This is a genomic window from Mesorhizobium sp. M0217 (assembly GCF_040321955.1).
Lineage (GTDB): Bacteria > Pseudomonadota > Alphaproteobacteria > Rhizobiales > Rhizobiaceae > Mesorhizobium.
The window spans coordinates 88,051-113,836 of record NZ_JAMYSN010000018.1 but is presented as its reverse complement, the minus strand read 5'-3'; the positions used below and the strand labels follow the sequence as shown (position 1 = coordinate 113,836).

Genomic DNA, 25,786 nt, shown 5'->3' with positions numbered 1-25,786 from the left:
CGATTTCCTGCGCCATCTTCTTGATGCTGTCCCTTACAAGATCCACACAGTGCTTACCGACAACGGCATTCAGTTCACGACCCCAGGTGCCGGCGGCTCGGCCGTTCCGCTGATCAAGGAAGCCATGGCGGCGGGAGAAATCATATGGGCGCACGCCTTCGAACATACTTGCGCCAAGGCCGATATCGACCACCGAACGACAAAGCCAAGGCACCCATGGACCAACGGCCAGGTCGAACGCATGAACCGCACGATCAAGGATGCGACCGTCAAACGCTTCTACTACGAGAGCCATGACCAACTGCGCCAGCATCTCGCCGATTTCGTCTTAGCCTATAATTTCGGCCGTCGACTGAAGACCCTCAAGGGCCTCACGCCCTTTGAATACATCTGCAAAATCTGGACAAAAGAGCCCGAACGATTCAGGCTCGATCCAACCCATCAAACCTTGGGACTAAACACCTAGCCCACCTTGTTCGGTATGCGCGCTTCGATCTTGCTGAATGCAAACACCAGTATGCCGGTGATGATCATGTAGATCAGCGCCAAAAGCAGCAAGGGTTCGTAGGTGAGGTAGGTGTCCTGCCGGACCTTGGACGAGACTGCGAAGATGTCGATGACGCTGATCGTCGCCACCAGCGGCGTCGACTTCAGCTGCAGCACGGTTTCGCCGGTCAGCGTCGGCAGCGCCCGGTAGATGGCCTGCGGCAGCCAGATGCGGCGGAAAATCTTCCAGCGGCTCATGCCGAAAGCGCGGGCCGCCTCTAACTGCCCCTTCGGCACGCCGGCAAAGGCGCCGCGCATTACTTCGCCCTCATAGCCGGCGAAGGACAAGGTCAGTGCCAGCACGCCATAAGGCCAGGCTTGCCTCAGATACGGCCACATCCAGGATTCGCGGATCCAGGGAAATTGCGGAAACAGCGAGCCCAGCCCGTAATAGAGCAGCCATAGCTGGATCAGCAGCGGCGTGCCCCTGATGACGGTGCAGAATGTCCTGGCGGGCGCGGAAAACCAGAACGGGCCGGCGGCCTGCGCGAGCCCGAGCGGCACGGCGAGCAGGAAGCCGAGAAAGCAGGTGACGGCCAGGATCCACAGCGACCGCCAGATGCCGAGAAGCCCCATTTCATAATATTGCGGCAGCCAATCCCAGCGCATGAAGAAGGCTGCGCCGAAAACCAGCGCGATCGCGACCAGGATCAGCACGATGCGATGCGGCTGCAGCCACAGCGACGTGCGCGCGGCAGCGTTGATGATGGTCGCTTCTCCGGCCATCAGCGCGCATCCTTGAGCGACGGCATACCGCGCCGCGACCAGGCCTCGAGGCGGCCGATGAGCAGGTTGGAGACCAGCGACAAGATGAGATAGAGCACGCCCGCGGCGAAAAAGAAGGTGAAATAGGCTTTGGTGACGCCCGCCGCCTGCCGCGTCGCCAGCGCCAGTTCGTAAAAGCCGACGACCGCCAGAAGGGCCGTATCCTTGGTGGCGATCAGCCACAGATTGGCGAGCCCGGGTATGGCGAAGGGCAGCATTGCCGGCAAGGTGATGCGCCGCAGCATGAGCCCGGGTGACATGCCATAGGCGCGGGCGGCTTCGATCTGGCCCTGCGGTATGGCCAGGATGGCGCCGCGGATCACTTCGGTCGAATAGGCGCCCTGGACAAAGCCGAGCACGGCGATGCCCGCGGCAAGGCCGCTGATGTCGACGCGCTGGTAGCCCATAGCGGTCAGCGCCTGGTTGATCAGGTCTGTTCCGGCATAATAGAGCAGCAGGATCAGCACCAGTTCGGGCACGGCGCGCACGATGGTGGTGTAAACCGCCAGCAGGTCGCGCACGACAGGACCGCCATAGAGCTTGCCAAAGGCGCCACCGGTGCCGATCAGAAGACCGAGGACCGTGGCGCCGAGCGCGATCTCGATCGAATGGAGCAGCCCAAGCAACAGCGTGCCGCCCCAGCCCGGCGGATTGGGCGAGAGAAGTTCTATGATGCCGGCCGCCGAGGCCGAAAGAAGTGCGTCGATCAGCGTCGCCCCCGGATTGCTGGGTCCAACCACCGCCGTCGGCAGCGCCGGCGGCAAGCATGTCTGGGAAAGGTCGGGCAGGAGGGGCATGGCGTTGGCGCCATGCCCCTCAGCTCATGCGAGGATCGTCAGTTCGACTGCGCGCCGCCACCACCGTAAATGTCGAAATCGAAGTATTTCTTCGATATCTCGTCATATTTGCCGTTCGAGCGGATCGCCTTGATGCCGGCGTTGATCTTGGCCTTAAGGTCGGTGTCTTCCTTGCGCACGCCGGCGCCCACGCCCGGTCCGAGCACTTCATCGTCCGGAGCCACCATGCCCTTCAGATCGCAGCAGGCCTTGCCCTGGTCCGACTTCAGGAATGCGTCGAGCGCGATCGAATCCGCCTGGACGGCGTCGAGGCGGCCTGCGGCCAGATCGTTGTTGGCTTCGTCCTGCGTCTGGTATTCCTTGATCTCGGCGGCCGTGGGGCCGAAATGCTTCTTGGCATAGGCCGAATGGGTGGTCGACACCTGCACCCCGAGCACTTTGCCCTTGAGATCGTCCGGCGTGGCGCCGAATTTCTGGTCCTTCGGCCCGATGATGGCGGTCGGCGTGTTGTAGTACTTATCCGAGAAGTCGATGGTCTTCTCGCGTTCGGCGGTGATCGACATCGAACTGGCGATGACGTCGATCTTCTTGGTCGTCAGCGCCGGGATGATGCCGTCCCAGGCGACAGGCGTGATGACGCAGTCGAGCTTCTCCTCGGCGCAGACGGCGTCGATGAACTCGATTTCCCAGCCAACCCATTTGCCGGAAGCGTCCGGCGAGGTGAAGGGCGGATAGGGCTCGGCGGCGACACCGATCTTGACCGGATCGGCCTTGGCCACGCCCATGGCGGCAACGCCGAGCAGCAGCGCTGCGGCGAATGTTTTCAGAACAGTCTTCATGTCACGACTCCCAGTTTGTTGTTGGTTCCCGGTTTTCTTCCGTCCCGGCTTGTCCTAGCCGATGTTGCGGATGAACTGCTTCAGCCTTTCGGATTTCGGTGCGCCGAATATCTGCTCCGGCGGCCCCTCTTCCTCGACCAGCCCGTTGCAGAGGTAGACGACATGGGTCGCGACCTCGCGGGCGAATTTCATTTCATGCGTGACCAGCACCATGGTGCGGCCCTCGCGCGCCAGGTCGCCGATCACCTTCAGCACCTCGCCGACCAGCTCCGGGTCGAGCGCCGAGGTCGGCTCGTCGAACAGCATGACGCGCGGGTTGATGGCCAGGGCGCGGGCGATCGCCGCGCGCTGCTGCTGGCCGCCCGAGAGATAGGCCGGATAGACGTCGCGCTTTTCGGCCAGGCCGACGCGCGCCAAAAGCTTTTCGGCTTCCCTGATCGCCACGTCGCGCCTGACGCCCAGAACATGCACCGGAACCTCGATGACGTTCTCGATCAGCGTCATGTGGCTCCACAGGTTGAAGTTCTGGAACACCATGCCGAGCTTGGCGCGGATGCGTTCGATCTGCCGGCGGTCGGCGGGCACGGTGTGGCCGTGGCTGTCGGCCTTGAGTTTGATCTCCTCGCCATTGACGCGGATGATGCCGCTGGTCGGGTTTTCCAGGCAGTTGATGCAGCGCAGCAGCGTCGACTTGCCGGAACCCGAGCCGCCGATAATGGCGATCACCTCGCCGTCGCGCGCCGACAGCGAAACGCCTTTCAGCACATGCAGATGGCCGAATTTCTTGTGCAGGTTCTCGACATGGATGGCTTCGGCGGCGCCGTCCTGCGCCTTGCCGGATTGGACTGCGGCGGTTCCCGCCGCGCTCACCGGGGAACCTCTGCCACAGGGTCCACGGCAGATCGTCGAACGTCTATCCGGCTAATCAACATACGCTGTAATGCCCACTCCAGACTTCAGCATGGACCCAACAGCGCGAGCCCGTCAATCCCGCTCATTACGGCACTTGCGGCCTTATTGTGCAAGTGTATAAATAGCCTCCGATGAAAATTTTTCCATTTTTTTCACCTTGAACACGGCATTGAAAAGGGCACTGATGAGCGCTTTCGGATCACAATCCATGGCGGCGCCGTTGCGGCGCGTGCTGATGCGGTCGGCGGCCAATGCCATGCGCGGTGCCGACCGGGCTACCTGGCACTATGGCCCGGGTTTCGACCCGGCGAAAGCGGCGGCGCAGCACGCGGCTCTCGCTGAGCTGGTGACGGCGTCCGGCGCCGAAATCGAATGGATCGATGACAAGGCCGACGGGCTGTCGGATTCCGTATTCACCCACGACCCGTCGCTGATGACCGACCGCGGCGCGCTGATCCTGTCCATGGGCAAGCCATTGCGCGCCCGGGAGCCATCACTGCATGAGGAAACCTACACACGCCTGGGTATTCCCATCCTCGGCCGCGTCCAGGCTCCCGGCCAGGTCGAAGGCGGCGATTGCGTATGGCTGGATGCCAGCACGCTGGTGATCGGGCGCGGGGTGCGCTCCAACCAGGAAGGCATACAGCAGGTTTCCAACCTGCTGACGCCGCTCGGCATTTCCGTCTACGGCTTCGATCTGCCGCTGTGGCAGGGCGAGGAGGCGTGCCTGCATCTGATGTCGGTGATCAGCCCGCTGGCCGACGACCTGGCCCTGGTCTATTCACCGCTTTTGCCGGCGCCGTTCTATCAGTTGCTGAAGGCGCGCGGCATCCGGCTGGTGGAAGGCGACGCCGAAGAGTTTGCCGCGTCCAACGGCCTCAGCCTGAACGTGCTGCCGACCAGCCCGCACAAGGTCATTGCCGTCGCCGGCTTTCCCAAGACCAGGGCCGCGATGGAAGCCGCCGGCTGCACGGTTCAAATCTTCGAGGCGGATGCCCTCTGCATCGCCTGCGAAGGTGGGCCGACATGCCTGACGCGGCCCATCCTGCGGCAATGAATGAGCGCCGCAAGTTCCGCCGCGAGGGCGAGGAGCGGCGGCGGCAGGATTTGATCGACGCGACCCTGGACAGCGTGGCCGAACATGGGCTGGAGGGCGCCAGCCTGCGCACCATCGCACTGCGCGCCGGCGTCACCGCGGGGCTGATCCGGCACTATTTCCCCGGCAAGGAAGACTTGCTGCAGGAAGCGTACGCGGCGCTGATGGGCCGTATGACCGAGCAGGCGAAGGCAGCATTGCTCATGGAAGACGCCGCGCCGCGCCAGCGCCTTGCGGCCTTCGTTACCGCCAACCTCAACGCCCCGATCATCGATGCACGCGTGTTTTCGCTGTGGGCAACCTTCATCGGCCGCGCCGGCGCGGATCCGAGCCTGGCTCGCGCCCACCGCGAAGGCTATCTTGGCTTTCGCAACGAGGTGGAAGCAGTCGTTGCCGAAGTGCTCGGCGCCGAGCAGCGCAGGCCAAACGCAAATGAGCTGCGCCGCCATGCCATTGCCATCAACGCGATCATCGACGGGCTCTGGATCGAAGGCTGTCTGGCCGCAGAGATGTTCTCGCCTGGCGAATTGGCGGCGATCGGCGTCAAAGCCATAGAGGCCGAGCTCGGCCTCGCGCCGCAAAAGGGAGAGAAGCCATGACCACCATCGGCGAAGCGCTGATCACGCTGCTCGAAGCGCATGGCGTCGACACCGTTTTCGGCATTCCTGGCGTCCACACTGTCGAGCTTTACCGCGGGCTGGCGCGTTCAAAGATACGCCATGTCACGCCGCGTCACGAACAGGGCGCCGGCTTCATGGCCGACGGCTATGCCCGTGCCAGCGGCCGGCCGGGCGTTGCCTTTGTCATCACCGGACCGGGGCTGACCAACACCATCACCGCAATGGGCCAGGCGCGCGCCGATTCGGTGCCGATGCTGGTGATTTCGGGCGTCAACGCGATGCCGACGCTGGGAAAGGGGCTGGGCTTCCTGCACGAACTGCCGGACCAGCGCGGCATGATGGAGAAGGTGGCGCTGTTTTCGCAGCGTGTCACCGAGGCCAGCGAATTGCCTGGCGCTTTGGCGCGGGCCTTCGCGCTGTTTTCGTCGTCGCGGCCGGGCCCCGTCCATATCGAGATCCCGACCGACGTCATGGTCAAACCGGCCGACGGCATCGCTGCTTCGCTCACCAATGCAGCGCCGCGGGCGCCGGATGGCGCGGCCATTGCCGAGGCAGCCAGGCTGATCGCAGCCGCGCGCCGGCCGCTGATCCTTGCCGGTGGCGGCGCCAAGCGCGCCGAACAGCCATTGCAGCTTTTGGCCGAGCGGCTCGGCGCGCCTGTCGCCCAGACCGCCAATGCGCGCGGTCTGCTGCATGCACATCCGCTTTGCGTGCCGGCCAGCCCCAGCCTGAAGGCGGTGCGTGCGCTGATGGCAGACGCCGATCTGGTCATCGCCGCCGGCACCGAATTCGGCCCGACCGACTATGACGGTTACAGCGATGGCGGCTTCGTGCTGCCCGCCAATCTGATCCGCATCGATATCGGCGCCGACCAGCTCGCCCGCCGCCCGGTGAGCGTCGGCATCCAGGCCGATTGCGCGGAGGCGCTTGGCGCACTGCTTGGCGCGCTCCACCCTGATCATGCCGCGGCGAAGGACGGCGAGAGCCGCGCAGCCGCGTCGAGAAAGGCGGCCTTTGCCGAGCTCAGCCCGGCCTATGCCGCGCAGGTGCGTGCGGTGGAAACCATTCGCGACGCGCTGCCGGGCGCCATCATCGTCGGCGATTCCACCCAGCCGATCTACGCCGCCAACCTTTACTACGACCATGACCGGCCAGGCGGCTGGTTCAATGCCGCCACCGGTTTCGGCGCGCTCGGCTACGGACCACCGGCGGCGATCGGCGCAGCCCTTGCCATGCCCGGCGTGCCGGTGGTCTGCCTCACCGGCGACGGCGGCTTCCAGTTCACCTTGCCGGAGCTGGGCGCGGCGCTCGATGCACCCGCACCGGTCATCTTCGTCGTCTGGAACAACAGAGGCTATCGCGAGATCGAAACGTCGATGCTCGATGTCGGCGTCGAGCCGGTCGGCGTGTCGCCGGCGCCGCCGGATTTCTGCAAGCTGGCCGAGGCCTACGGCATATCAGCCGAACGGCTTGCCGGTACTGCCGGTCTCGCCGATGCGCTCAAACGCGCACGCGCAACGGGCATGCCTCACGTCGTCGAAATCACCATCGACTGACGCTTGACCGCGCGCTTTACGTCAATGCGCGGGTCAGAAGGGGGCGGTCGGCGACTTCGAGCGATGCAAAGACGCAACAACTGCCATGTCGAGATGTCGGTTGAGTGATCGTGCAAAAGGCGCGACGCTCTGCGTCGGCGCGGCACGACAAGCGACATAATCATAAGAAACGACAGGAGCGTCCAGGATGACGGAAACAGTTCAGGGCAAGCATATCGTGGTGACCGGTGGCACCGGGGCGCTGGGTGCCGCGGTCGTCGGCAAATTGCTGGCGGACGGCGCGATCTGCCATGTGCCCAATGCCCACGCGTCGGCCCCCACGCATTTCCCCTTCGCGGCCCATGATCGCGTCCGGCTGGCGCATAATGTCGATCTCGCCGATCCTGCCAAGGTCGATGCCTTCTATGACAGCGTTCCCGAATTGTGGGCCTCCATCCATCTGGCCGGCGGCTTTGCCATGGCCCCCGTCGAGAAAATCGAATCCGCATCCTTTGCCGAAATGATGGACACCAACGCCCGCACCGCCTTTCTGTGCTGCCGCGCGGCGGTGCGCTCCATGCTTGGCTCGGCCACTGCAGGCCGCATCGTCAATGTCACGGCGCGTGCTGGGCTCGACCCGCGCCGAGGCGCCGGCATGGTCGCCTATACCGCCAGCAAAGCGGCGGTGGCGGCGATGACCGTGGCGATGGCGGAAGAGCTGAAGCACAAAGGCATACTGGTCAACGCGGTGGCGCCCTCGACGCTCGATACGCCAGCCAACCGCGCCGACATGCCGGACGCCGATTTCGGCAGATGGGTCAGCCTCGAAGCCGCCGCCGAGGCAATCGCCTATCTGGCATCACCGGCCAATCTGGCAATGAGCGGAACGCTGGCGCCGCTCTACGGCCGCGCCTGAAGTTCCGCCGCGCAGAGCGGCTCATTTGGTTTGGCTTCCGATGGCGGCCTTTGCCGACCTCGCCTGATCTACAGCGGAGGTTGGCCATTCAATCATGGCGACCCGCCGACGCCTCCACGGCATTAGAAGGGCTGCGACTACGTCAGGTTCGAGACCCCCGCTTCCACGACCTCGACTGCGTCGCCGATGGCGATCGTGCCGGCGTTGTTGGGAATGGCATTCTGGCCGAAGATGATGCCGCCCTTGGCGGAGCGGTGGAGTTTGCCAAGCGTCTGCAACGGCTCGCGCGGGTCCGGCTGCTCGCCGCTCAACGGATCTCGGGTGGTGATGACGCAGCGCGAGCAGGGCTTTGCGATGCGCAACTCGACAGCGCCGATGCGGATCGTCTTCCAGCTGTCTTCGAGCCATGCGCCGTCTGCGTCGACGACGATGTTTGGCCGGAACCGCGCCATCTCGATGCGCCTGCCAAGATGGCTGTTCAGATGGTTCAGCGAGCCCGTCGTGGCGATCAGCAGCGGAAAACCGTCGGCAAAGCCGACGTAATCGCCAGGCTGGCCGAATTCCGCATCGACCGGCCGGTTTCGCGGATCGTCGAAATAGACGAGATCGACGGGCCGGCCAAGAATAGCCGAGAGATAGGCGCCGGCGGCCGGATCGCCCGGCCGCGCGGCAACCATATCCTTCCAGATCTTGACTTGCCGGAGCGCGGTGCCGGGAGCCGGTGCCTCGACGAAGTGCGAGCCATGCCTGTCATGTTTCAACAGGATGCCCGTTCCGCGATGCTCGACGTCGATCGTCGTCATATCAGGTATCTGGCGAATGGTGAGGAACTGCCCATCCTTGTCGATCACCATCCAACGGCGGTCGCCTTCCATGCCCATTGTCTCGATGTCGGCGCTCGGCACGGCATGGCCGCGCAGGCTCTTGACCGGATAGCGATAGAGTTCGACGACCTTCATCGCGCATGCTTCCCTGTTGCCCGAAGGGCCGGACTTCCGTGTTTACGTCTGCAACGACAGCCGAGCCTACAGCCGCGCATGCGGAATTGAAGGGTTCCGCCGTCTTTGTCTTGTGCCAACCGCGTCGCCGAGCATGAAAAAACCCGCGAGCCTTGCGGCCCGCGGGTCTTCTTGTTCAAGCCGCGCGTGAGGCGCAGCCGAGGTTTACGCTTGCGCGAAGCGACTTACGCGCTGCGCGCGAAGCGGCTTAGCTGCCCTGCTTCTTCAGCGCGGCGCCAAGGATGTCGCCCAGCGAAGCGCCGGAGTCGGTCGAGCCGTACTGTGCGACGGCTTCCTTCTCTTCGGCGATTTCCAGCGCCTTGATCGAGACCTGCAGCTTGCGGGTCTTCTTGTCGAAGGCGATGACGCGGGCGTCCAGCTTCTGGCCGACCGAGAAGCGCTCGGGGCGCTGCTCGTCACGGTCACGGCTGAGGTCGTTGCGCTTGATGAAGGTCTCGATGCCGCTGTCGACCAGCCGCACTTCCAGACCGCCATCCTTGATGCCGGTGACTTCGCAGGTGACGACAGCGTTCTTGCGCAGTTCGCCTGAAGTCGCGGCTTCGCCGACCGTATCCTTGGCCAGCTGCTTGATGCCGAGCGAGATGCGCTCCTTGTCGATGTCGACGTCGAGCACCTGCGCCTTGACCATGTCGCCGCGATTGTACTCTTCGATGACCTGCTCGCCCGGACGGGTCCAGTCGAGGTCGGAAAGGTGCACCATGCCGTCCACGTCGCCTTCGAGGCCGATGAACAGGCCGAACTCGGTCTTGTTCTTGACCTCGCCCTCGACCTGGCTGCCGACCGGATGGCTCGCGGCAAAAGCCTGCCACGGGTTTTCCAGCGTCTGCTTGAGGCCGAGCGAGATGCGGCGCTTGGCCGGATCGACCTCGAGCACGACAACGTCGACTTCCTGTGTCGTCGACAGGATCTTGCCGGGGTGCACGTTCTTCTTGGTCCACGACATTTCCGAAACGTGGATGAGGCCTTCGATGCCCGGCTCCAGCTCGACGAACGCGCCGTAGTCGGTGATGTTGGTGACGGTACCCTTGATCTTCTTGCCGATCGGGAACTTGGTGCCGATCTCGGACCACGGATCGCTCTCGAGCTGCTTCATGCCGAGCGAGATGCGGTGGGTTTCCTGGTTGATGCGGATGATCTGCACCTTGACCGTCTGACCGATGTTGAGGATCTCGGTCGGGTGGTTGACGCGGCGCCATGCCATGTCGGTGACATGCAGCAGGCCATCGATGCCGCCGAGGTCGACGAACGCACCGTAATCGGTGATGTTCTTGACGACGCCTTCGACAACCTGGCCTTCTTCGAGGTTCTGCACGATTTCCGAACGCTGTTCGGCGCGGCTTTCCTCGAGCACGGTGCGGCGCGACACCACGATGTTGCCGCGGCGGCGATCCATCTTGAGGATCTCGAAGGGCTGCGGGTTGTGCATCAGCGGAGAGACATCGCGGATCGGGCGGATATCGACCTGGCTGCGCGGCAGGAAGGCCACGGCGCCGTCGAGGTCGACGGTGAAGCCGCCCTTGACCTGGTTGAAGATGACGCCTTCGACGCGCTCACCCTTGGTGAACTTCTCTTCGAGCTTGACCCAGCTCTCTTCGCGGCGGGCCTTGTCGCGCGACAGGACGGCTTCGCCCAGCGCGTTTTCGATGCGCTCGACCATGACCTCGACCGTGTCGCCGACCTTGAGCGTCGAGTCCTTGCCCTTGACGCCGAATTCCTTCAGCGGCACGCGGCCTTCGACCTTGAGGCCGACATCGATGATGGCCATGTCTTTTTCGATCGCCAGGATCGTGCCCTTGACGACCTGACCTTCGCCGGAGTGGCCGGCGGTAAATGATTCTTCGAGCAGGCTCGCGAAATCGTCGCGAGTGGGATTTGCAGCTGACATATTTTCTCCTGGAGTGCCCCGCATCTCTTGCGGGACGGGCGCCGTGGGTTAGCGTTGCGTTGGCCTGCCGGCGTTCCGGGCTACAAAAGCCCTGGGCCGCCTAAGCGGCAATTCCGGCGCATGAAGAATGCTGGCAGGCTGGTTCGTGCCCGATATGGGTATTTTCTTCGCTTCCGGCAATCGGTGGAGCGGGAAAACCCTGGATCAGGCTTTGTCTCTCTTGGCCAGGGCGTCGTCGATGATCGCTTTGGCCGCTAGAAACGCGGCCTCTATAGCCATTTCGGAGGTATCAAGCAAGTGCGCGTCCGCCGCCGGCTTCAGCGGCGAGTCGGCGCGGCCCATGTCGCGCTCGTCGCGGCGCACAATATCGGCAAGGATTTCGGCGAAATCGGCGGTGCCGCCGATGCTCTCGATCTCGGCCAGCCGGCGCTGCGCCCGCACTTCGGCGCTCGCCGTCACATAGAGCTTTATGTCGGCGTCAGGGCACACGACCGTGCCGATGTCGCGCCCGTCGAGCACCGCGCCTGGCGGTGTCCTGGCGAAATCGCGCTGCTTTTCGACCAGGATGCGCCGGACGGTAGGGTAAATCGCGACCTTCGAGGCCGCCTCGCCAACCGCATGCGCCGACAGCACCGCCCGGTCGAGCTGTGCCAGGTCGACCTGGCGCGCGGCGGTTTCGGCCGCCGAGACATTGTCGAGCGGCAGCGCATACTGAAGCAGCGCATAGGCAACGGCGCGGTAAGTGAGGCCGGTGTCGAGCAGGTTGAGGCGGTAGTGGTCGGCGAGCCGCCGGGCCAGCGTGCCCTTGCCGGCGCCGGCCGGGCCGTCGATGGCGATGGTGAACGGCAATTCGCGACCTCGAAGATTTGCTGCTATCAGGATCGAAACTGGAAACCCGCATCTTTCAGCTTCAGAGCTTCATTTCCAGCGTAAAAACCACTGTGCAGATGATTTAGATTTTTCCGCACCAGGCGTAGCAGCGCGTCGCCAATCTTGATGAATGCCGCATGCTTCTCTATCAACTGCCCAAGATCGTCGAAGTCGCGCGCTTGGAAATAAAATCGGCCCTGAAAAATTGAACTGCCTTCGGTCCGGGATGGGTTGTACTGTATCACAGATGAGCGGCTGAGATCGGGATCATACGTATCGTTGTATGGATTGTGCTTCCAAACAATTTCCTCCCTCAGTGCCTTGGGAACGAGATGAAAGCCCTCGACCTTACGGCCCGGGTGCACTCGTTCAAATTTTTCTTTCAGCGAGGGTGCGGGGGTCTTCGACTGGCTGTTGATCACCGCGAATACCCCCTTTGAAAGCACGATGGACTGAAGCTCAGTTTGATCTTTGTCTGATAACCAGAAATTGACCTGCCTGCCCATCATTGCCGCGATTCCGACATTGCACTCTCAAGCACGAATACTGCACATTGAGACAGGGAAAATCACCCAATCTCCGCGCCCAGCCCCGTCATCAGCCCCATGAACTCCGGGAAGCTCGTCGCGATCATTGCGGCGTCGTCGATGGTTACCGGCTTTTCCGTTGCCAGCCCCATCACCAGGAAGCTCATGGCGATACGATGGTCGAGATGCGTCTGCACCGTCGTGTCCTGGCCATTGGGATGGCCGCCCAGCCCCTTGCCGCCGGGCTTTCCGCGCACCGCGAGCGAAGCTTCGCCTTCGGTGCAGTCGACGCCGTTGAGCTTCAGCCCATTGGCAACCGCTGCCAGTCGGTCGGATTCCTTCACCCGCAGCTCTTCCAGCCCCTGCATCAACGTCTCGCCCTCGGCGAAGCTCGCGGCAACAGCCAGCACCGGGTATTCGTCGATCATAGACGGCGCCCGCTCGGGCGGCACGGTGACGCCCTTGAGCTCGGAGTAGCGCACGCGCAGATCGGCAACATCCTCGCCGCCGGCATTGCGCGGGTTCAAGATGTCGATCTGGCCGCCCATTTCCTGCAACGTTAGAAGCAGGCCGGTGCGGGTGGGGTTCATCAGCACGTTCTCGATGACGATGTCCGAACCCGGCACGATCAGTGCCGCGACCAGCGGGAAGCCGGCCGAGGAGGGGTCGCCGGGCACGGCGATGGTCTGCCCCGTCAATTTGCCCTGGCCCTCGATGAAGATGTGGCGCACGCCGCGCTCGTCGGTCTCGACCGAGAGATTGGCGCCAAATCCCCTAAGCATCTTTTCGGTATGATCGCGCGTCATCACCGGTTCGATCACGGTGGTGATGCCGGGCGTGCTGAGGCCTGCCAGCAGCACGGCCGACTTCACCTGCGCCGAGGCCATCGGCACGCGGTAGGTAATGGGTGCGGCGTGTTTCGGCCCATGCAGCGTGATCGGCATGCGGTCGCCCGGCGTCGCCTTCAGCACCTGCACGCCCATCTGGCGCAAGGGTTCGAGCACGCGGCCCATCGGCCGTCCCGACAGCGATGCGTCGCCGATGAAGGTCGTTTCCATGTCGTAAGTGCCGACGAGGCCCATTGTGAGGCGGGAGCCGGTACCGGCATTGCCGAAATCGAGCGGGCCTTCCGGCTGCAGCAGCGCGCCATTGCCGGTGCCGCGGATCACCCACTCGGCGCCGCGCTTCTCGATATGCGCGCCCATCGCCTTCATGGCGGCCGCCGTGCGCATCACATCCTCGCCTTCGAGCAGGCCGGTGACGCGGGTTTCGCCGGAGGCAAGGCCGCCGAACATCATGGAACGGTGCGAAATCGACTTGTCGCCCGGCACGCGAGCGGTGCCGGAAAGGGCGGATGATTTGCGGGCGGTGGCCGGCTTGGCAGCGGCGGCGTGAGACATGGAATTTCCCTGGACGGAATGCCGGCGCACCGGCGCTTTTCATTTGTTGCGGCGGTCTCGTATCACGGCGGGCACGAATGGTCATCCCCATGGTCGTCGCTTGGCGCGAGGCCTTTCAGTGCTTGGTTTTGTGACGCCGGCTTTTCGCTTTGACAGCGCGGTAAACTGTGGTTAAGGGGACCACTCTTTTACTGACGAGGCTTGACGTGGCAAAAAACGAACTTGGCACAAAGCGTGTCGACCCTGAAACGGGCCGAAAATTCTACGACCTGAACAAGGACCCTATCGTCTCGCCCTATACGGGCAAGACGTATCCGCGTTCCTATTTCGAGGACGGCAAGATCGCCGCCCTCGAAGAGGAAGAGGAAGTGGCCGAGAAGGAAGTGGACGCCGAGGAAGAAGAAGGCGTTGAAGTCGTCTCGCTTGAAGAGGCCGACGAAGACGTCAAGGCCGGCGACGAGCTTCCCGACCTGGGCGACGACGAGGACGATGTCGATCTAGGCGACGATGAGGACGATACTTTCCTTGCCGACGAAGAGGAAGAAGACGACGACGTCGCCGACATGATCGGCGTCGGCGACGACGACGACGAAGTCTAGGAACGCTTCGAACGCATGCATTTAGCGGCGTTCACGGGCTATGATGAAAAAGCGGGCCTCGAAGGCTTGATCTTCAGGGAAGGCGGGGTTAGAAGCCGCCTGCACTAAACGGCGCGGTCCTGAAACCCGCGCCGGACCTCTCGCCGGCAACGGCGACGGCTGACTGCCGGAGTGGGGCCATAGCTCAGTTGGGAGAGCGCTTGAATGGCATTCAAGAGGTCGTCGGTTCGATCCCGATTGGCTCCACCAAACAGTCTCTTTCCGACGCTCGGTTTCGCGGCATTCATGCTTGTCGCCTGCCAGTCGGCGCCTGAACCATCATCGCCGCCGCCAGCGCCCGCACCTCAGCCCATGGACCCTGCCGCGATCTCTGCTCCTGATGGTGCGGCGGTCCTCGATCCATCCGTGCGGGTTATGCCGCCCGGCGAAGGCGTCCCGGCCAAATATGTCGCGTTTTCCGGCATATGGGGCGGACAGCTGGACGGGATGTATGACGGCAAGCTCGCCGTGCTGACGATTACGCGCGGCGGCAATGTCACCGCCACCTATGCCTGGGGCGATGTCGCCGACAACAAACCGGGCGTGGCCGACGGCGAAGGCAAGATTTTCGGCAACACGTTGAAACTGCGGCGCCTTCCCAATGGCGCGGACGTCAGCGCGGTCATTCAGGCGGACGGAACGCTGGCCGTCACCTATGGGCTTGCCGACCGAACCTATACGGGCACGTTCACCAAGCAATAATCGCGAGAGCTAATCTTCCGGGGGAGCCACGGCTGGCCCCTTCCCCGATCAGTGCAGGCCGAATTCGCGCAGCAGTTCTTCGCGATAGCGCACGAAGCGGCTCTCGCTGCGCTCGCGCGGGCGTGGCAGGTCGATGTCGATCAACCGCGCCGCGCCGCCTTTCTCCTTGGGCAGGATCAGCACCCGGTCAGCCAGATAGATCGCCTCCTCCAGATCGTGGGTGACCATCACCATGGTGACGTTCTCCTCGCTCCAGATGCGCGCCAGTTCCTCCTGCATGCCGATCTTGGTCATGGCGTCCAGGGCCCCCAGCGGCTCGTCGAGCAGGAGGATCTCGGGCTGCACGGTGAGCGCCCGGGCGATGCCGACGCGCTGCGCCATGCCGCCGGAAAGCTGGCTCGGAAAAGCATCGGCGAATTCGGCAAGGCCGACCAGGGCGACGTAGAAGCGGGCGCGTTCCTCGGCCTGCCTCTTGGGAACACCGCGCACTTCGAGGCCGAACGCGACATTGCCGAGCACGCTCAGCCACGGCAGCAGCCGCGGTTCCTGGAAGATCACGGCACGCTCGGCGCCGACGCCATGCACCGGCTGGCCGTCGATCGCGACACCGCCGCTGTCGGCCGCCTCCAGCCCGGCCAGAATACGCAGCAGCGTGGTCTTGCCGGAGCCGCTGGCGCCGACGATGACCAGGCATTCCCCCGAACGAATGTCGAGGTTGAGCGTCCGCAGCACGGCAAGCTGGCGCCCGCCGAGGCTGAAGGATTTGGACAGGTCGCGGATCGAGACCTCTCCGCCACGGTTGGAACCGGCCATCTTGTCTCTCAGCTATTTCAAAGCTCAGTTGATCTTGGTTTCGCCGGGCCGGTACAGGATGTCGGCGGCTTTCAGCTTGCCCTTGGCCAGACGGCCGTCTCGCTCCAGCACGGCGACCCAGAAGTCGATGTCGCGATCGGTCGCCTGCGCACCTTCGCGCAGACCAAAGCCGGTCCAGTAGCGGGCGAGATCGCCGTTTTCGCCGCGCTTGTCGAGGATAGTGGCCAGCACCTTGCGGGCTTCGTCCGGGTTCTGGCGCGACCAGTCCGAGGCGCGCGCCGACTGTTCGACGAAGTTGCGCGCCGCATCCGGGTTGGCGGCAATGAAGTCGCGCCTGAGTACGACGAAGCCGCCGGCGAGTTCGCCGAGCACCTGGGTGTCGTCGAACACGCCGCGCACGCCGCCGTTGGCGACCAGCGCGCCGGCAAAGGTCGCCTGCCAGTAGCCGAGGCCGGCAATGTCGACCTGGCGCGAGCGCAGCGTCTGCTCAAGCTGCGGGCCGGGCACGACAATGAGGTTGGCGGCGGTCGGCGGCAGGCCGACGCTGTGCAGGGCCTCACGCACCGTATAGTCGAGATGAGCGCCGAGCGTGTTGACCGAGATGGTCTTGCCGGCAATGTCGGCGATCGATTTGATCGGGCTGTCTTCCAGCACGTAGAAGACGCTCTTCACATCCTTGTTGATGCCGTTGCTCGGATACGCCGCGACGAAGTCGTTGCCGCCGGAGATCGAGTTGATCACCGCTGCGGTGGCGGCCGAGCCGATGTCGACGCTGCCGGAAGACAGCGCAAACAGCGATTCCGGTCCACCCGAGGAATAGCCGACATTCTCCAGCTCGACGCCGAGCCCTTTGAAGTAGCCGAGCTCGTCGGCCAGCTCGTGCGGGGAGATGCTGCCACGGCTGGCGAGGTAGCGGAACTTGACGGCTGCGGCTTGCGCAAAGGCCAGGCGCGGCAGGCCGGCGGCGATGAGGCCGGCGGCAAGCGGCGCGCCGGCAAGCAGCGAACGGCGGGTGATTTTCATGATCGGGTCCTTGTGAGGTAAACGGTGAGGGGCGGACTGCTCAGTTGACAGGATTGCTCCAGCGACAGAGCCGCCGCTGCAGGGTGACCAACGCCTGGTTGGCGATCAGGCCAAGCCCGGCGAGGATGACGATTGCCGCAAACATCAGCGGGATCTGGAAATTGTACTGCGCGTTCATCACCTGGAAGCCGATGCCCTTGTTGGCACCGATCATCTCGGACGCGATCAGCAGCAGCAGCGCCGTGGTGGCGCTCAGCCGCAAGCCGACGAAGATCGACGGCACGGCGCCCGGCAGTACGACGCGGCGAAACACGGTGAGCCGGCTCGCACCATAGACGCGCGCCATTTCAAGCAGCTTGGGATCGACTTCCTTGACGCCGCTGGTGGTATTGAGCAGCAGCGGAAACAGCGTCGCCCAGAAGATGACGAAGATCTTCGAGGTCTCGCCAAGTCCCAAGAGCAGGATGAACACCGGGTAGAGCGCCAGTGCAGAGGTCTGCCGGAACACCTGCAGGATCGGATCGAGCGCGGTTTCGACCGGGCGCACCTGGCCCATGAACAGGCCGAGCGGAATGGCGACGGCCACGGCTGCGGCAAAGGCGATGCCGGCGCGCTGCAGGCTGATGGCGATGTCGCCGAGCAGGCTGCCGCCGGCAAGCCCCTTCCAGAGCGCTTCGACGATCATGTCGATCGGCGGCAGCACCGCCGCGTTGACCCATCCGACGCTGCTCGCCACCTGCCAGAGCGCCAGGAAGCCGGCAAGCACGCCGTAGCGCTTCAGGAAGCGAACAGCAGCCCGGCCGCCGAGGCGCAGAAAGTCGGTGCCGAGCCCGGTTTCGCCACCACTGCGGCGAACCGTGATTTGCCGATCGATGTGCTGCAACGTCATTGCTTCACCCCTTCGATGCCAAGGTCATTCGGCGGCAAGGACGGTCGAGCGGGCGACGGTCCATGGATTTTCCGGGCGCCTGAGACCGAGATTCTCGCGCAGCGTGCGGCCTTCGTAAGCCGTGCGGAACAGGCCGCGCCGCTGCAGCTCGGGAATGACCAGGTCGACGAAATCGTCGAGCGCGCCGGGCAGCCAGGGCGGCAGGATGTTGAAGCCGTCGGCCGCCTCGCTGGTGAACCATTCCTCCAGCTGATCGCCGACCTGCGTGACGCTGCCGACGATGGTGTAGTGGCCGCGCGCCGTCGCTACCCATTGGTAAAGCTGGCGGATGCTGAAATTGTGCTCGTCGGCAATCTGCCGGATCAGCGCCTGGCGGCTTTTCATGCCTTCGGTTTCCTTGCTCGGCGGCAACGGGCCGTCGAGCGGATAGCCCCTGATGTCGAGCGTCTGGCCGGCCAGCCCGTTGAGCAGGGCGACACCGTCCTCGGGCAGGATAAGGTCGTTAAGCTGTTGGTATTTGGCACGGGCCTCGTCCTCGGTGCGGCCGACGAAGGGCGCGACGCCCGGCATGATCAGCACCTGGTCGGGATCGCGGCCGACTTCAGCCACGCGCGCCTTGATGTCGCGGTAGAATTCCTGCGCCGTCTCGAGCTTCTGATGGGCCGTGAAGATGACCTCGGCCGAGTGCGCGGCAAGCCCACGGCCGTCTTCCGACTGCCCCGCTTGTACGACAACCGGATGTCCTTGCACCGGGCGCGGCACGTTGAGCGGACCCTTGACGCTGAAATGCTCGCCCTTGTGGTCGATGTCGTGCAATCTGTCCTTGTCGTAGAAACGGCCCGACTGCTTGTCGCGGATGAAGGCGTCATCCCCCCAGCTGTCCCACAGCGCCTTGACCGTCTCGACATGCTCATGCGCCCTGGCATAGCGCTCGGCATGGCTGGGCTGGACGTCGCGGTTGAAATTGCGTGCCGTTTCGTCGCCGGCCGAGGTCACCACGTTCCAGCCGGCGCGGCCGTTCGACAACAGGTCGAGCGAAGCGAATTTGCGCGCCAGCGTGTAAGGCTCCTCATAAGTGGTGGACGCCGTTGCGATGAAGCCGAGATGCGTCGTCAGCGGCGCCAGCGCCGCAAACAGCGTCACCGGCTCGAAGCCGGCGATCTTGGCGTTGCCGCCCTCGCGGGCGCCGTGGCCGACGGTCAGGTTGTCGGCCAGGAAATAGGCGTCGAACAGGCCGCGCTCGGCGGTCAGCGCCAGCTTCTTGTGGAACTCGAAATTGGTGGCGCCGTCGGCCGGCGCATCGGGATGACGCCAGGCGGCGATATGCTGCCCGCCGCCGGGCAGGAAAGCGCCGAGCTTGATCTGCCGCGGCCTGCTATCGGACTTGCTGGCTCGAGTCATTGCAGGCGTCCTTCTGGTCTATGCGGGATGGAATATTGCGTCGCGGATCGTGGTTTCAGGCGGCAAGGACGACGCTGTAGGGCACGCCCGCCACCCGGCATGCCTCGGCGACCGCCTGCCGGGCTCGCGCCTTGACTGTCTCGGACACCAGCACGCCATCGGCAAAGTCCTTGTCCGAGGCGTAGATCGCGGTCGGCAGGGTCTGCGCCTCGAAGAAGCCGAACAACGGCCGCAACTGATGTTCGACGACAAGCGAATGACGCTCGCCGCCGCCTGTTGCCGCCAGGATGATCGGCTTGCCGCGCAGCGACGACGGGTCGAGCAGGTCGAAGAAGTGCTTGAACAGCCCGGTGTAGCTGCCCTTGAAGGTCGGGGAGCCGACCACCAGCACGTCGGCGCCGAGCAGCTGCTCGATAATACCGCGCGCCGCCGGATCGAGATCGCCAAGCTGTCTTGCAGGCGCAAAGGACGGGCCGAGATCCTCGATGTCGAAAACGCTCAAAGCCGAGCCGGCCCGGCTCGCCACCTCACCGGCGATGTGGCTGACGAATGCCTTCGTCTTGGACGGACGGGTCAGGTTGCCGGACAACCCCACCACCAGCTTTTTTGACATCCGAGGCTCCTTCTCGCAAACGCACTATCCGGATTAAGCCTACCGATTTTGTAGAATTAAATGAGCGAGAAGATTTCAAAACCGGGCTCTGAAGCGAATGGAGTTTGCGGTACATCGCCTTTGGTTGGTTCATTTGGCCCCAAAAGCGCCGCGGCAGATGCTGACGCGGTCGCGCAAGGCATCGCCGGGGACCATGGCCTTGGTCCTTTGCGCACCGATGGGTATCGTCGCGATACCGTCAAGGGCCGGCGGCATTGACACTGCGTTGTGTGAGTGTCGATTGAACCCAATCGCGTGGGCGACGAAGTAGGCAACTGCAATCAAAGAACAGGATACGCGCATGAAGAAGATCGGCTTTCTTTCCTTCGGCCATTGGTCGCCCTCGTTGCAATCGCAGACGCGCTCGGCGTCCGACGCGCTGCTGCAGTCGATCGACCTGGCCGTCGCCGCCGAGGAGCTGGGCGCGGACGGCGCCTATTTCCGCGTCCATCATTTTGCCCGCCAGCTCGCTTCGCCGTTTCCGCTTCTGGCCGCGGTCGGCGCCCGCACCAGCCGCATCGAGATCGGCACCGCCGTCATCGACATGCGCTATGAGAATCCGCTGTATATGGCCGAGGATGCGGGTGCTGCCGACCTGATCGCCGGTGGCCGGCTGCAGCTTGGCATCAGCCGCGGTTCGCCGGAGCAGGTGATCGACGGCTGGCGCTACTTCGGCTACGTGCCGCAGGACGGCAAAAGCGATGCCGACATGGCGCGCAACCATGCCGAGGTGTTTCTGGACGTGCTGCGCGGCGAAGGTTTCGCGCAACCCAATCCGCGGCCGATGTTCCCCAATCCTCCGGGAATGCTGCGGCTCGAGCCGTTCTCGGCCGGCCTGCGCGACCGGATCTGGTGGGGCGCCGCTACCAACGCCACCGCCGAATGGGCGGGCAAGCTCGGCATGAACCTGCAAAGTTCGACGCTGAAGTTCGATGAGGGCGGCCAGCCGCTCCACATCCAGCAGGCCGAACAGATCCGCGCTTATCGTGCGGCGTGGAAGGAAGCCGGCCATACACGCGAGCCGCGCGTGTCGGTCAGCCGCAGCATCTTTGCGCTGGTGAACGACCGCGACCGCGCTTATTTCGGCGGCGGCAGCAGCGAAGATCATTTCGGCTATATCGAGCCTGAGAAGCTTGCCGTCTTCGGCCGCTCCTATGCCGCCGAGCCCGATGTGCTGGTCAAGCAGCTGAAAGAGGATGAAGCGATCGCCGAGGCCGACACGCTGCTTCTGACCGTCCCCAACCAGCTCGGCGTCGAGTACAACGCCCACGTCATCGAGGCGATCCTGAAGCACGTCGCGCCAGCTCTCGGCTGGCGCTGACAAGAGGCGCCAGCCGCCGGGCAAACAAAGAGATAGACCGTTTCGCCGGCAAACGGTGAAACGCTCTAAGGGAAGAGGCGGCTAGGCATCCGCCTTGAAGGTCTGCTTCTGCTGGCCGAGCCCCTCGATGCCCAGTTCCACCACATCGCCAGCCTTCAAGAACACCGGCGGCTTCATGCCCAGCCCAACGCCGGGTGGCGTGCCGGTGGAGATGATGTCGCCGGGGTGGAGCGACATGAACTGGCTGAGATAGGAAACGAGATAGGCGACGCCGTAGACCATGGTCCTGGTCGAGCCGTTCTGCATCGTCTTGCCGTTGACCGTCAGCCACATTTTGAGGTTCTGCGGATCGGCAACCTCGTCCTTGGTGACAAGCCACGGCCCGGTCGGACCAAACGTGTCGCAGCTCTTGCCCTTGGTCCACTGGCCCTGGCGCTCGGCCTGGAAGGCGCGCTCGGACACGTCATGGGCAACGGCATAGCCGGCGACATAATCCAGCGCATCGGCCTCGCTGACATATTTGGCTTTTCTGCCGATGACCACGGCGAGTTCAACCTCCCAGTCGGTCTTTTCCGAGCCGCGCGGGATCAGCACATCATCGTCGGGGCCGACAATGGCCGAGCTCGCCTTCATGAAGATGATCGGCTCCGGCGGCACGGTGGCGCCGGTTTCGGCGGCATGGTCGGAATAATTCAGGCCGATGCAGATGAACTTGCCCGTGCCGGCGACGCAGGCGCCGAGGCGCGGCTTGCCGGAAACCGCCGGCAGCGAGTTCGGATCGAGCTTCGACAATGTCTCGAGCGACGCCGGATCGAGCGCCTTGCCAGCAATGTCGGTGACATGACCCGAAAGATCGCGGATCGTTCCATCCGCATCGAGCAGGCCGGGGCGTTCGCTCCCTATCTCGCCATAGCGCAGCAGTTTCATCTTGCTCTCCAAATTGCGGCCCAAGGCCGTTTTCAAAACTCGCTCCGCCAAGCGATGACTGGGCGGACTCTGGCTATCGGACCCGACCTGGGGCAAGCCGGACTTTAGAACTGTTCGAGCCTGGACCTGCGGATCGAGGCTATTGCTCAGATCGACCAGCCGCCGTCGATATTATAGGCCTGGCCTGAGGTGTACGTGGCGCCGGCGAGGTAGACCGCAAGGTCGGCGATTTCCTCGGGGGTGCCGAGACGGCCCATCGGCTGGCGGGCGATGAAGGCCGCCCGGGCGGCGTCATAGTCGCCCTGCGCATGCATGCGGTCCTGCAGCGACGGGCTCTCGACGGTGCCGGGGCAGATGGCGTTGCAGCGAATGCCCTTGGCGACATAGTCGGCCGCGACCGCCTTGGTCAGGCCGATCACGGCCGCCTTGGTGACGCCGTAGGCGAAACGGTTGGGCACACCCTTGCCGGCGCCGGCGACGGACGACATGTTGATGATCGAGCCGTCGCCGCGCTCCAGCATGCCGGGCAGCACGGCCCGAATGGTGCGGATCATGGCGCGGACATTGAGATTGAAGGCGAAGTCGAGATCGGCATCCTTCATCTCGAGGATCGAGCCGGAATGAACGAAGCCGGCGCAGTTGAACAGCACGTCGACGCGGCCGATTTCGGCGAAGCCCGACGTGACGGCATCATCGTTGAGGACGTCGAGCCTGCGGGTCTTGATGCCGGAGGTCTTGGCGAGTTCGGCCAGCAGCGCCTCGTTGATGTCGGTGGCGTGCACGACGGCACCTGCCTTGGCGAAGGCCAGAGCGCTCGCTCTGCCGATGCCTTGCGCCGCCGCCGTGACGACAACGACCTTGCCTGCCAGATCCGCCATGCGTTTCTCCTCGCCCTCTTTGGCCACTTCCCGGCCCGATTTAATGCCGGCTGACCAGGGCGTCCTGTGCCAGACAGGCGCGACTATGCGGCCTGCACAATCCATCAGTCCAAAATAACAAATGTTTTTTCTGGTTAAAGAACACACGTCCGGGCGTCAAGCCCGAACGCGATCACCTTCGCGACGGCTGATGTAATGCACATCGCTTGCTCTGATGCAACAACATGTATGACAACCGGGCAACGAGTCGCGCTGCCATGGTTCACTCAAGCACAGCGCGCTTCAGGCGGCATTAGTCGCCGTATGGCACCCAGACGTTCTTCACTTCGACGGCGCGGCGCAGCATGGCATCGCCGGCGGCCTCGTCGGACGTCCAGTCGAGGCTGCGGCCGTTGCCGGTCCAGACGCGCTTGAGATTGCCGACGGAATCGGCCTCCGCCTTGGAGCAAGTGTCGGCATCGGCAAACAGCCAGAGCCCGTCGACATCGTCATGCTTGGCCAGCACGCCGGCAAGCTCCGCCGTGCGGCCGGTGACGATGTTGATGGCGCCTGCCGGAACGTCGGAATATTCGATCACCTGGTAGAGATCGGTGGCAAGCAGCGGGTATTTTTCCGACGGCACGGCCACCACCGTGTTGCCCATGGCAAGCGCAGGTGCGATCAGGGAGATCAAGCCGAGCAGCGGCGCGCTGTCCGGGGCGACGATGCCGACGACGCCGACCGGCTCGTGCAAAGCGAGCGTGACGGCGCGGGCCGGTGGCTGATGCACCCTGCCCTCATACTTGTCGGCAAGGCCGGCATAGAGGAACAGGCGCTCGATCGATTGTTCCACTTCCTCCCGCGCGGCCTTGGCGTTGGCGCCGGTCAGTTCGGTCAAGCGTGCGGTAAATTCGCCGGTGCGGCCGGACAGATTTTCGGCGAGGTAGTAGAGCACCTGGGAACGATTGTAGGCGGTAGCCTCCGGCCACGCCTTGCAGGCGCGGGCGGCGGCAACGGCGTCGCGGATGTCCTTGCGGCTGCCGAGACCGACTTCGCCGGCGAGCTTGCCCTTGGCAGTGGCTATCGCCAGCGAATAATTGCCGTCGGGCCGCACCTGCTTGCCGCCGATGAACAGTTTTGCCGTGCGGTCGATGGCGCCGCCATCCGATTGCTCGACGGGCTGCGCCGAAGAGGTCGCCGGCTTGATCACGGGACCAAGCGGCAGTTTTGCCGAGAGATATTCGAACATGCCCTCGCGCCCGCCCTCGCGGCCAAAGCCGCTTTCGCGATAGCCGCCGAAGCCGCAGGCGGCGTCGAACATGTTGGTGCCGTTGACCCAGACGACGCCGGCCTTCAATTGCGGCGCGACATGCAGCGCGAGATTGATGTTTTCGCTCCACACCGAGGCGGCCAGCCCATAGCGCGTGTTGTTGGCAAGCTCGATCGCTTCCTCGGTGTTGCGGAAGGTCATGGTGGCCAGAACCGGACCGAACACCTCTTCCTGCGCCAATATATTTGCCGGCGAAACACCGGTGGCGAGCGTCGGCAGGTGGTAGTAGCCGGAAGACGGCAGCACCGCGTCGGGCTGCCAGCAGACGGCGCCCTGTCTGGCGCCTTCGGCGACCAGACCCTTGACGCGGTCCAGTTGCGTCAAGTCGACCAGCGGTCCGATATCGGTGTTCTTGTCGAGCGGGCTGCCGACGCGAAGCCGGCTCATCCTGACCTTGACCTTTGCGATCAACGCGTCGGCAATGCCTTCCTGCACCAGAAGCCGCGAGCCTGCGCAGCAGACCTGGCCCTGGTTGAACCAGATGCCGTCGACCAGTCCTTCGACGGCGCTGTCGAGATCGGCGTCCTCGAAGACGATGAAGGCCGATTTGCCGCCAAGCTCCAATGACAGCTTCTTGCCCGATCCAGCCGTGGCTTTCCTGATGATCTTGCCGACCTCCGAAGAGCCAGTGAAGGCGATCTTCTGGATGCCGGGATGGTTGACGATGGCGACGCCCGCTTCCGGCCCGCCCTGGACGATGTTGACGACGCCCTTGGGCACGCCGGCACGCTCGCAGATCTCGGCAAACAGGATGGCGGTGAGCGGCGTGAACTCGGCCGGCTTCAGCACCACCGTGCAGCCGGCGGCGAGCGCCGGCGCAATCTTCCAGGCCAGCATCAGCAGCGGGAAATTCCATGGGATGATCTGGCCGACGACGCCGACACCCTTGTGGCCTGGGAAATCCTTGTCCAGCGCCTGTGCCCAGCCGGCATGATGGATGAAATGGCGGATGGCCAGCGGCACGTCGATGTCGCGGCTTTCGCGGATCGGCTTGCCGTTGTCGATTGACTCAAGCACTGCGAACAGGCGCTGATGACGCTGCATCGCGCGGCCAATGGCGTAAAGCACTTTTGCGCGCTGGTAGCCCGAGGATGCCGACCATTTCGGTAAGGCCCTGGTGGCTGCGGCGACGGCTGCGTCGATATCGGCGGCGCCGGCATCGGAGATCTTGGCCAGCAGCTTGCCGGATGAGGGTTCGCTGGTCTCGAAGGTCTTGCCGCCGCCTGCTGCCTTCCAGCCGCCGTCGATGAACAGCGCCTTGCCGAAATCGCGTCCGGCAAGCCAGGCATCGGCCTCGGTGCGGGCTTCCGGCGCCGGGCCGTATTCCATGGCGTGATAGCGTTCGAGAATGTTCATGACGCGCTCCAGATAATCGTCTTGGCAGGCGCTCTGTGGCGCCCCCCTCTGTCCTGCCGGACATCTCCCCCACAAGGAGGGAGATTAGCCTTCGCGCCTGTCGGCTCTGAAACGTCGACAATTGGCGAAATCGCCGACGTTAGCCAAACT

The 25,786-nt window shown here is 64.0% G+C and carries 26 protein-coding genes and 1 tRNA gene; 9 read left to right on the top strand and 18 right to left on the bottom strand.

Annotation, left to right across the window (positions count from 1 at the left end; translation table 11 throughout):
- A partial coding sequence (locus NKJ18_RS24340) for an integrase core domain-containing protein (RefSeq protein ID WP_352760023.1) occupies positions 1–466 on the top strand: 466 nt, incomplete at its 5' end.
- Here the strand turns inward: NKJ18_RS24340 and NKJ18_RS24335 are convergent.
- The 5 genes from NKJ18_RS24335 to NKJ18_RS24315 form a co-directional block, all read right to left on the bottom strand.
- Positions 463–1,272 (bottom strand): ABC transporter permease, encoded by an 810-nt coding sequence (locus tag NKJ18_RS24335; RefSeq protein ID WP_023815970.1) that lies wholly within the window; start codon positions 1,270–1,272, stop codon positions 463–465. The genes NKJ18_RS24340 and NKJ18_RS24335 overlap by 4 nt on opposite strands.
- Positions 1,272–1,985, bottom strand: coding sequence for an ABC transporter permease (locus NKJ18_RS24330; RefSeq protein ID WP_196813869.1), 714 nt, complete (start codon positions 1,983–1,985; stop codon positions 1,272–1,274). Before NKJ18_RS24330 ends, NKJ18_RS24335 begins: the two co-directional genes overlap by 1 nt.
- A 161-nt stretch (positions 1,986–2,146) precedes the next feature.
- Positions 2,147–2,947, bottom strand: coding sequence for a transporter substrate-binding domain-containing protein (locus NKJ18_RS24325; RefSeq protein WP_023671323.1), 801 nt, complete (start codon positions 2,945–2,947; stop codon positions 2,147–2,149).
- A gap of 54 nt (positions 2,948–3,001) precedes the next feature.
- Positions 3,002–3,817 carry an ABC transporter ATP-binding protein gene (locus NKJ18_RS24320; RefSeq protein WP_023671322.1) on the bottom strand — a complete coding sequence of 272 codons (816 nt, stop codon included), beginning with the start codon at positions 3,815–3,817 and terminating at the stop codon, positions 3,002–3,004.
- Between the two features lie 144 nt (positions 3,818–3,961).
- A complete protein-coding gene (locus tag NKJ18_RS24315; protein WP_196815015.1) occupies positions 3,962–4,117 on the bottom strand; it encodes a hypothetical protein in 156 nt (51 codons plus the stop codon).
- Here NKJ18_RS24315 and NKJ18_RS24310 point away from each other — a divergent pair.
- The 4 genes from NKJ18_RS24310 (at position 4,044) to NKJ18_RS24295 (ending at position 8,026) form a co-directional block, all read left to right on the top strand.
- Positions 4,044–4,916 (top strand): dimethylarginine dimethylaminohydrolase family protein, encoded by an 873-nt coding sequence (locus tag NKJ18_RS24310; protein ID WP_023732643.1) that lies wholly within the window; start codon positions 4,044–4,046, stop codon positions 4,914–4,916. The two genes, NKJ18_RS24315 and NKJ18_RS24310, sit on opposite strands and share 74 nt — an antisense overlap.
- The gene (locus tag NKJ18_RS24305) at positions 4,886–5,554 is read left to right on the top strand and encodes a TetR family transcriptional regulator C-terminal domain-containing protein (RefSeq protein WP_023725953.1); all 669 of its coding nucleotides are present in this window, start codon (positions 4,886–4,888) and stop codon (positions 5,552–5,554) included. Before NKJ18_RS24310 ends, NKJ18_RS24305 begins: the two co-directional genes overlap by 31 nt.
- The gene (locus NKJ18_RS24300; protein WP_023695923.1) at positions 5,551–7,131 is read left to right on the top strand and encodes a 5-guanidino-2-oxopentanoate decarboxylase; all 1,581 of its coding nucleotides are present in this window, start codon (positions 5,551–5,553) and stop codon (positions 7,129–7,131) included. The genes NKJ18_RS24305 and NKJ18_RS24300 overlap by 4 nt, the downstream gene beginning before the upstream one ends.
- A 187-nt stretch (positions 7,132–7,318) precedes the next feature.
- Complete coding sequence (locus tag NKJ18_RS24295; protein ID WP_023739672.1) at positions 7,319–8,026, top strand: SDR family NAD(P)-dependent oxidoreductase; 708 nt, start codon at positions 7,319–7,321, stop codon at positions 8,024–8,026.
- 137 nt (positions 8,027–8,163) lie between these two features.
- On the opposite strand, the gene NKJ18_RS24290 is transcribed toward NKJ18_RS24295, so the two are convergent.
- From NKJ18_RS24290 to aroA, 5 genes are all read right to left on the bottom strand, one after another.
- Positions 8,164–8,985, bottom strand: a complete 822-nt coding sequence (locus tag NKJ18_RS24290) for an MOSC domain-containing protein (RefSeq protein WP_023746537.1) — start codon at positions 8,983–8,985, stop codon at positions 8,164–8,166.
- Positions 8,986–9,232: 247 nt separating this feature from the next.
- Entirely contained in the window at positions 9,233–10,930 is a 1,698-nt protein-coding gene (gene rpsA / locus NKJ18_RS24285; RefSeq protein ID WP_023703671.1) for a 30S ribosomal protein S1, read from the bottom strand.
- Positions 10,931–11,134: 204 nt separating this feature from the next.
- Positions 11,135–11,779, bottom strand: coding sequence for a (d)CMP kinase (gene cmk / locus NKJ18_RS24280; RefSeq protein ID WP_352760019.1), 645 nt, complete (start codon positions 11,777–11,779; stop codon positions 11,135–11,137).
- A gap of 26 nt (positions 11,780–11,805) precedes the next feature.
- Positions 11,806–12,309, bottom strand: a complete 504-nt coding sequence (locus NKJ18_RS24275) for a hypothetical protein (protein ID WP_352760016.1) — start codon at positions 12,307–12,309, stop codon at positions 11,806–11,808.
- 59 nt (positions 12,310–12,368) lie between these two features.
- A complete protein-coding gene (gene aroA, locus NKJ18_RS24270) occupies positions 12,369–13,727 on the bottom strand; it encodes a 3-phosphoshikimate 1-carboxyvinyltransferase (RefSeq protein WP_023725957.1) in 1,359 nt (452 codons plus the stop codon).
- Between the two features lie 206 nt (positions 13,728–13,933).
- Here aroA and NKJ18_RS24265 point away from each other — a divergent pair, with 206 nt between their 5' ends.
- The 3 genes from NKJ18_RS24265 to NKJ18_RS24255 all read left to right on the top strand — a co-directional run bounded on the left by NKJ18_RS24265 (position 13,934) and on the right by NKJ18_RS24255 (position 15,067).
- A complete protein-coding gene (locus tag NKJ18_RS24265) occupies positions 13,934–14,326 on the top strand; it encodes a TIGR02300 family protein (RefSeq protein WP_023683538.1) in 393 nt (130 codons plus the stop codon).
- A gap of 173 nt (positions 14,327–14,499) precedes the next feature.
- Positions 14,500–14,575: transfer RNA gene (locus NKJ18_RS24260), tRNA-Ala, on the top strand.
- A 102-nt stretch (positions 14,576–14,677) separates the two neighbouring features.
- Positions 14,678–15,067, top strand: a complete 390-nt coding sequence (locus NKJ18_RS24255; RefSeq protein WP_023829347.1) for a hypothetical protein — start codon at positions 14,678–14,680, stop codon at positions 15,065–15,067.
- 48 nt (positions 15,068–15,115) lie between these two features.
- On the opposite strand, the gene NKJ18_RS24250 is transcribed toward NKJ18_RS24255, so the two are convergent.
- The 5 genes from NKJ18_RS24250 to msuE are packed head-to-tail and all read right to left on the bottom strand — an operon-like array spanning position 15,116 to position 19,806.
- A complete protein-coding gene (locus NKJ18_RS24250) occupies positions 15,116–15,880 on the bottom strand; it encodes an ABC transporter ATP-binding protein (protein WP_023671311.1) in 765 nt (254 codons plus the stop codon).
- A gap of 24 nt (positions 15,881–15,904) precedes the next feature.
- Complete coding sequence (locus tag NKJ18_RS24245; RefSeq protein ID WP_023671310.1) at positions 15,905–16,903, bottom strand: ABC transporter substrate-binding protein; 999 nt, start codon at positions 16,901–16,903, stop codon at positions 15,905–15,907.
- A 40-nt stretch (positions 16,904–16,943) separates the two neighbouring features.
- On the bottom strand, positions 16,944–17,792 hold the full coding sequence (locus NKJ18_RS24240; protein WP_023683543.1) for an ABC transporter permease: 849 nt from the start codon (positions 17,790–17,792) through the stop codon (positions 16,944–16,946).
- Between the two features lie 24 nt (positions 17,793–17,816).
- The gene (locus tag NKJ18_RS24235; RefSeq protein ID WP_352760012.1) at positions 17,817–19,193 is read right to left on the bottom strand and encodes an LLM class flavin-dependent oxidoreductase; all 1,377 of its coding nucleotides are present in this window, start codon (positions 19,191–19,193) and stop codon (positions 17,817–17,819) included.
- 55 nt (positions 19,194–19,248) lie between these two features.
- A complete protein-coding gene (gene msuE / locus NKJ18_RS24230; RefSeq protein ID WP_023689213.1) occupies positions 19,249–19,806 on the bottom strand; it encodes an FMN reductase in 558 nt (185 codons plus the stop codon).
- 340 nt (positions 19,807–20,146) lie between these two features.
- Between msuE and NKJ18_RS24225 the strand changes: the two genes are divergently transcribed.
- Entirely contained in the window at positions 20,147–21,166 is a 1,020-nt protein-coding gene (locus tag NKJ18_RS24225) for an LLM class flavin-dependent oxidoreductase (protein ID WP_023806229.1), read from the top strand.
- A gap of 81 nt (positions 21,167–21,247) precedes the next feature.
- Here the strand turns inward: NKJ18_RS24225 and NKJ18_RS24220 are convergent, their stop codons facing one another.
- The 3 genes from NKJ18_RS24220 to NKJ18_RS24210 form a co-directional block, all read right to left on the bottom strand.
- Entirely contained in the window at positions 21,248–22,093 is an 846-nt protein-coding gene (locus NKJ18_RS24220) for a fumarylacetoacetate hydrolase family protein (RefSeq protein WP_023693126.1), read from the bottom strand.
- Between the two features lie 146 nt (positions 22,094–22,239).
- Positions 22,240–22,971 (bottom strand): SDR family oxidoreductase, encoded by a 732-nt coding sequence (locus NKJ18_RS24215; RefSeq protein WP_352760008.1) that lies wholly within the window; start codon positions 22,969–22,971, stop codon positions 22,240–22,242.
- Positions 22,972–23,263: 292 nt separating this feature from the next.
- The gene (locus NKJ18_RS24210) at positions 23,264–25,636 is read right to left on the bottom strand and encodes an aldehyde dehydrogenase family protein (RefSeq protein ID WP_352760005.1); all 2,373 of its coding nucleotides are present in this window, start codon (positions 25,634–25,636) and stop codon (positions 23,264–23,266) included.
- Positions 25,637–25,786 lie beyond the last annotated feature (150 nt).

Excerpts from the sequence above, each read along its gene's own strand:
- NKJ18_RS24335 (WP_023815970.1), bottom strand. The coding sequence starts at position 1,272 with ATGGCCGGAGAAGCGACCATCATCAACGCTGCCGCGCGCACGTCGCTG.
- NKJ18_RS24325 (WP_023671323.1), bottom strand. The coding sequence starts at position 2,947 with ATGAAGACTGTTCTGAAAACATTCGCCGCAGCGCTGCTGCTCGGCGTT.
- NKJ18_RS24310 (WP_023732643.1), top strand. The coding sequence starts at position 4,044 with ATGAGCGCTTTCGGATCACAATCCATGGCGGCGCCGTTGCGGCGCGTG.
- NKJ18_RS24315 (WP_196815015.1), bottom strand. The coding sequence starts at position 4,117 with ATGGCATTGGCCGCCGACCGCATCAGCACGCGCCGCAACGGCGCCGCC.
- NKJ18_RS24305 (WP_023725953.1), top strand. The coding sequence starts at position 4,886 with ATGCCTGACGCGGCCCATCCTGCGGCAATGAATGAGCGCCGCAAGTTC.
- NKJ18_RS24300 (WP_023695923.1), top strand. The coding sequence starts at position 5,551 with ATGACCACCATCGGCGAAGCGCTGATCACGCTGCTCGAAGCGCATGGC.
- NKJ18_RS24295 (WP_023739672.1), top strand. The coding sequence starts at position 7,319 with ATGACGGAAACAGTTCAGGGCAAGCATATCGTGGTGACCGGTGGCACC.
- NKJ18_RS24290 (WP_023746537.1), bottom strand. The coding sequence starts at position 8,985 with ATGAAGGTCGTCGAACTCTATCGCTATCCGGTCAAGAGCCTGCGCGGC.
- rpsA (WP_023703671.1), bottom strand. The coding sequence starts at position 10,930 with ATGTCAGCTGCAAATCCCACTCGCGACGATTTCGCGAGCCTGCTCGAA.
- NKJ18_RS24275 (WP_352760016.1), bottom strand. The coding sequence starts at position 12,309 with ATGATGGGCAGGCAGGTCAATTTCTGGTTATCAGACAAAGATCAAACT.
- aroA (WP_023725957.1), bottom strand. The coding sequence starts at position 13,727 with ATGTCTCACGCCGCCGCTGCCAAGCCGGCCACCGCCCGCAAATCATCC.
- NKJ18_RS24255 (WP_023829347.1), top strand. The coding sequence starts at position 14,678 with ATGGACCCTGCCGCGATCTCTGCTCCTGATGGTGCGGCGGTCCTCGAT.
- NKJ18_RS24250 (WP_023671311.1), bottom strand. The coding sequence starts at position 15,880 with ATGGCCGGTTCCAACCGTGGCGGAGAGGTCTCGATCCGCGACCTGTCC.
- NKJ18_RS24245 (WP_023671310.1), bottom strand. The coding sequence starts at position 16,903 with ATGAAAATCACCCGCCGTTCGCTGCTTGCCGGCGCGCCGCTTGCCGCC.
- NKJ18_RS24240 (WP_023683543.1), bottom strand. The coding sequence starts at position 17,792 with ATGACGTTGCAGCACATCGATCGGCAAATCACGGTTCGCCGCAGTGGT.
- NKJ18_RS24235 (WP_352760012.1), bottom strand. The coding sequence starts at position 19,193 with ATGACTCGAGCCAGCAAGTCCGATAGCAGGCCGCGGCAGATCAAGCTC.
- msuE (WP_023689213.1), bottom strand. The coding sequence starts at position 19,806 with ATGTCAAAAAAGCTGGTGGTGGGGTTGTCCGGCAACCTGACCCGTCCG.
- NKJ18_RS24225 (WP_023806229.1), top strand. The coding sequence starts at position 20,147 with ATGAAGAAGATCGGCTTTCTTTCCTTCGGCCATTGGTCGCCCTCGTTG.
- NKJ18_RS24220 (WP_023693126.1), bottom strand. The coding sequence starts at position 22,093 with ATGAAACTGCTGCGCTATGGCGAGATAGGGAGCGAACGCCCCGGCCTG.
- NKJ18_RS24215 (WP_352760008.1), bottom strand. The coding sequence starts at position 22,971 with ATGGCGGATCTGGCAGGCAAGGTCGTTGTCGTCACGGCGGCGGCGCAA.
- NKJ18_RS24210 (WP_352760005.1), bottom strand. The coding sequence starts at position 25,636 with ATGAACATTCTCGAACGCTATCACGCCATGGAATACGGCCCGGCGCCG.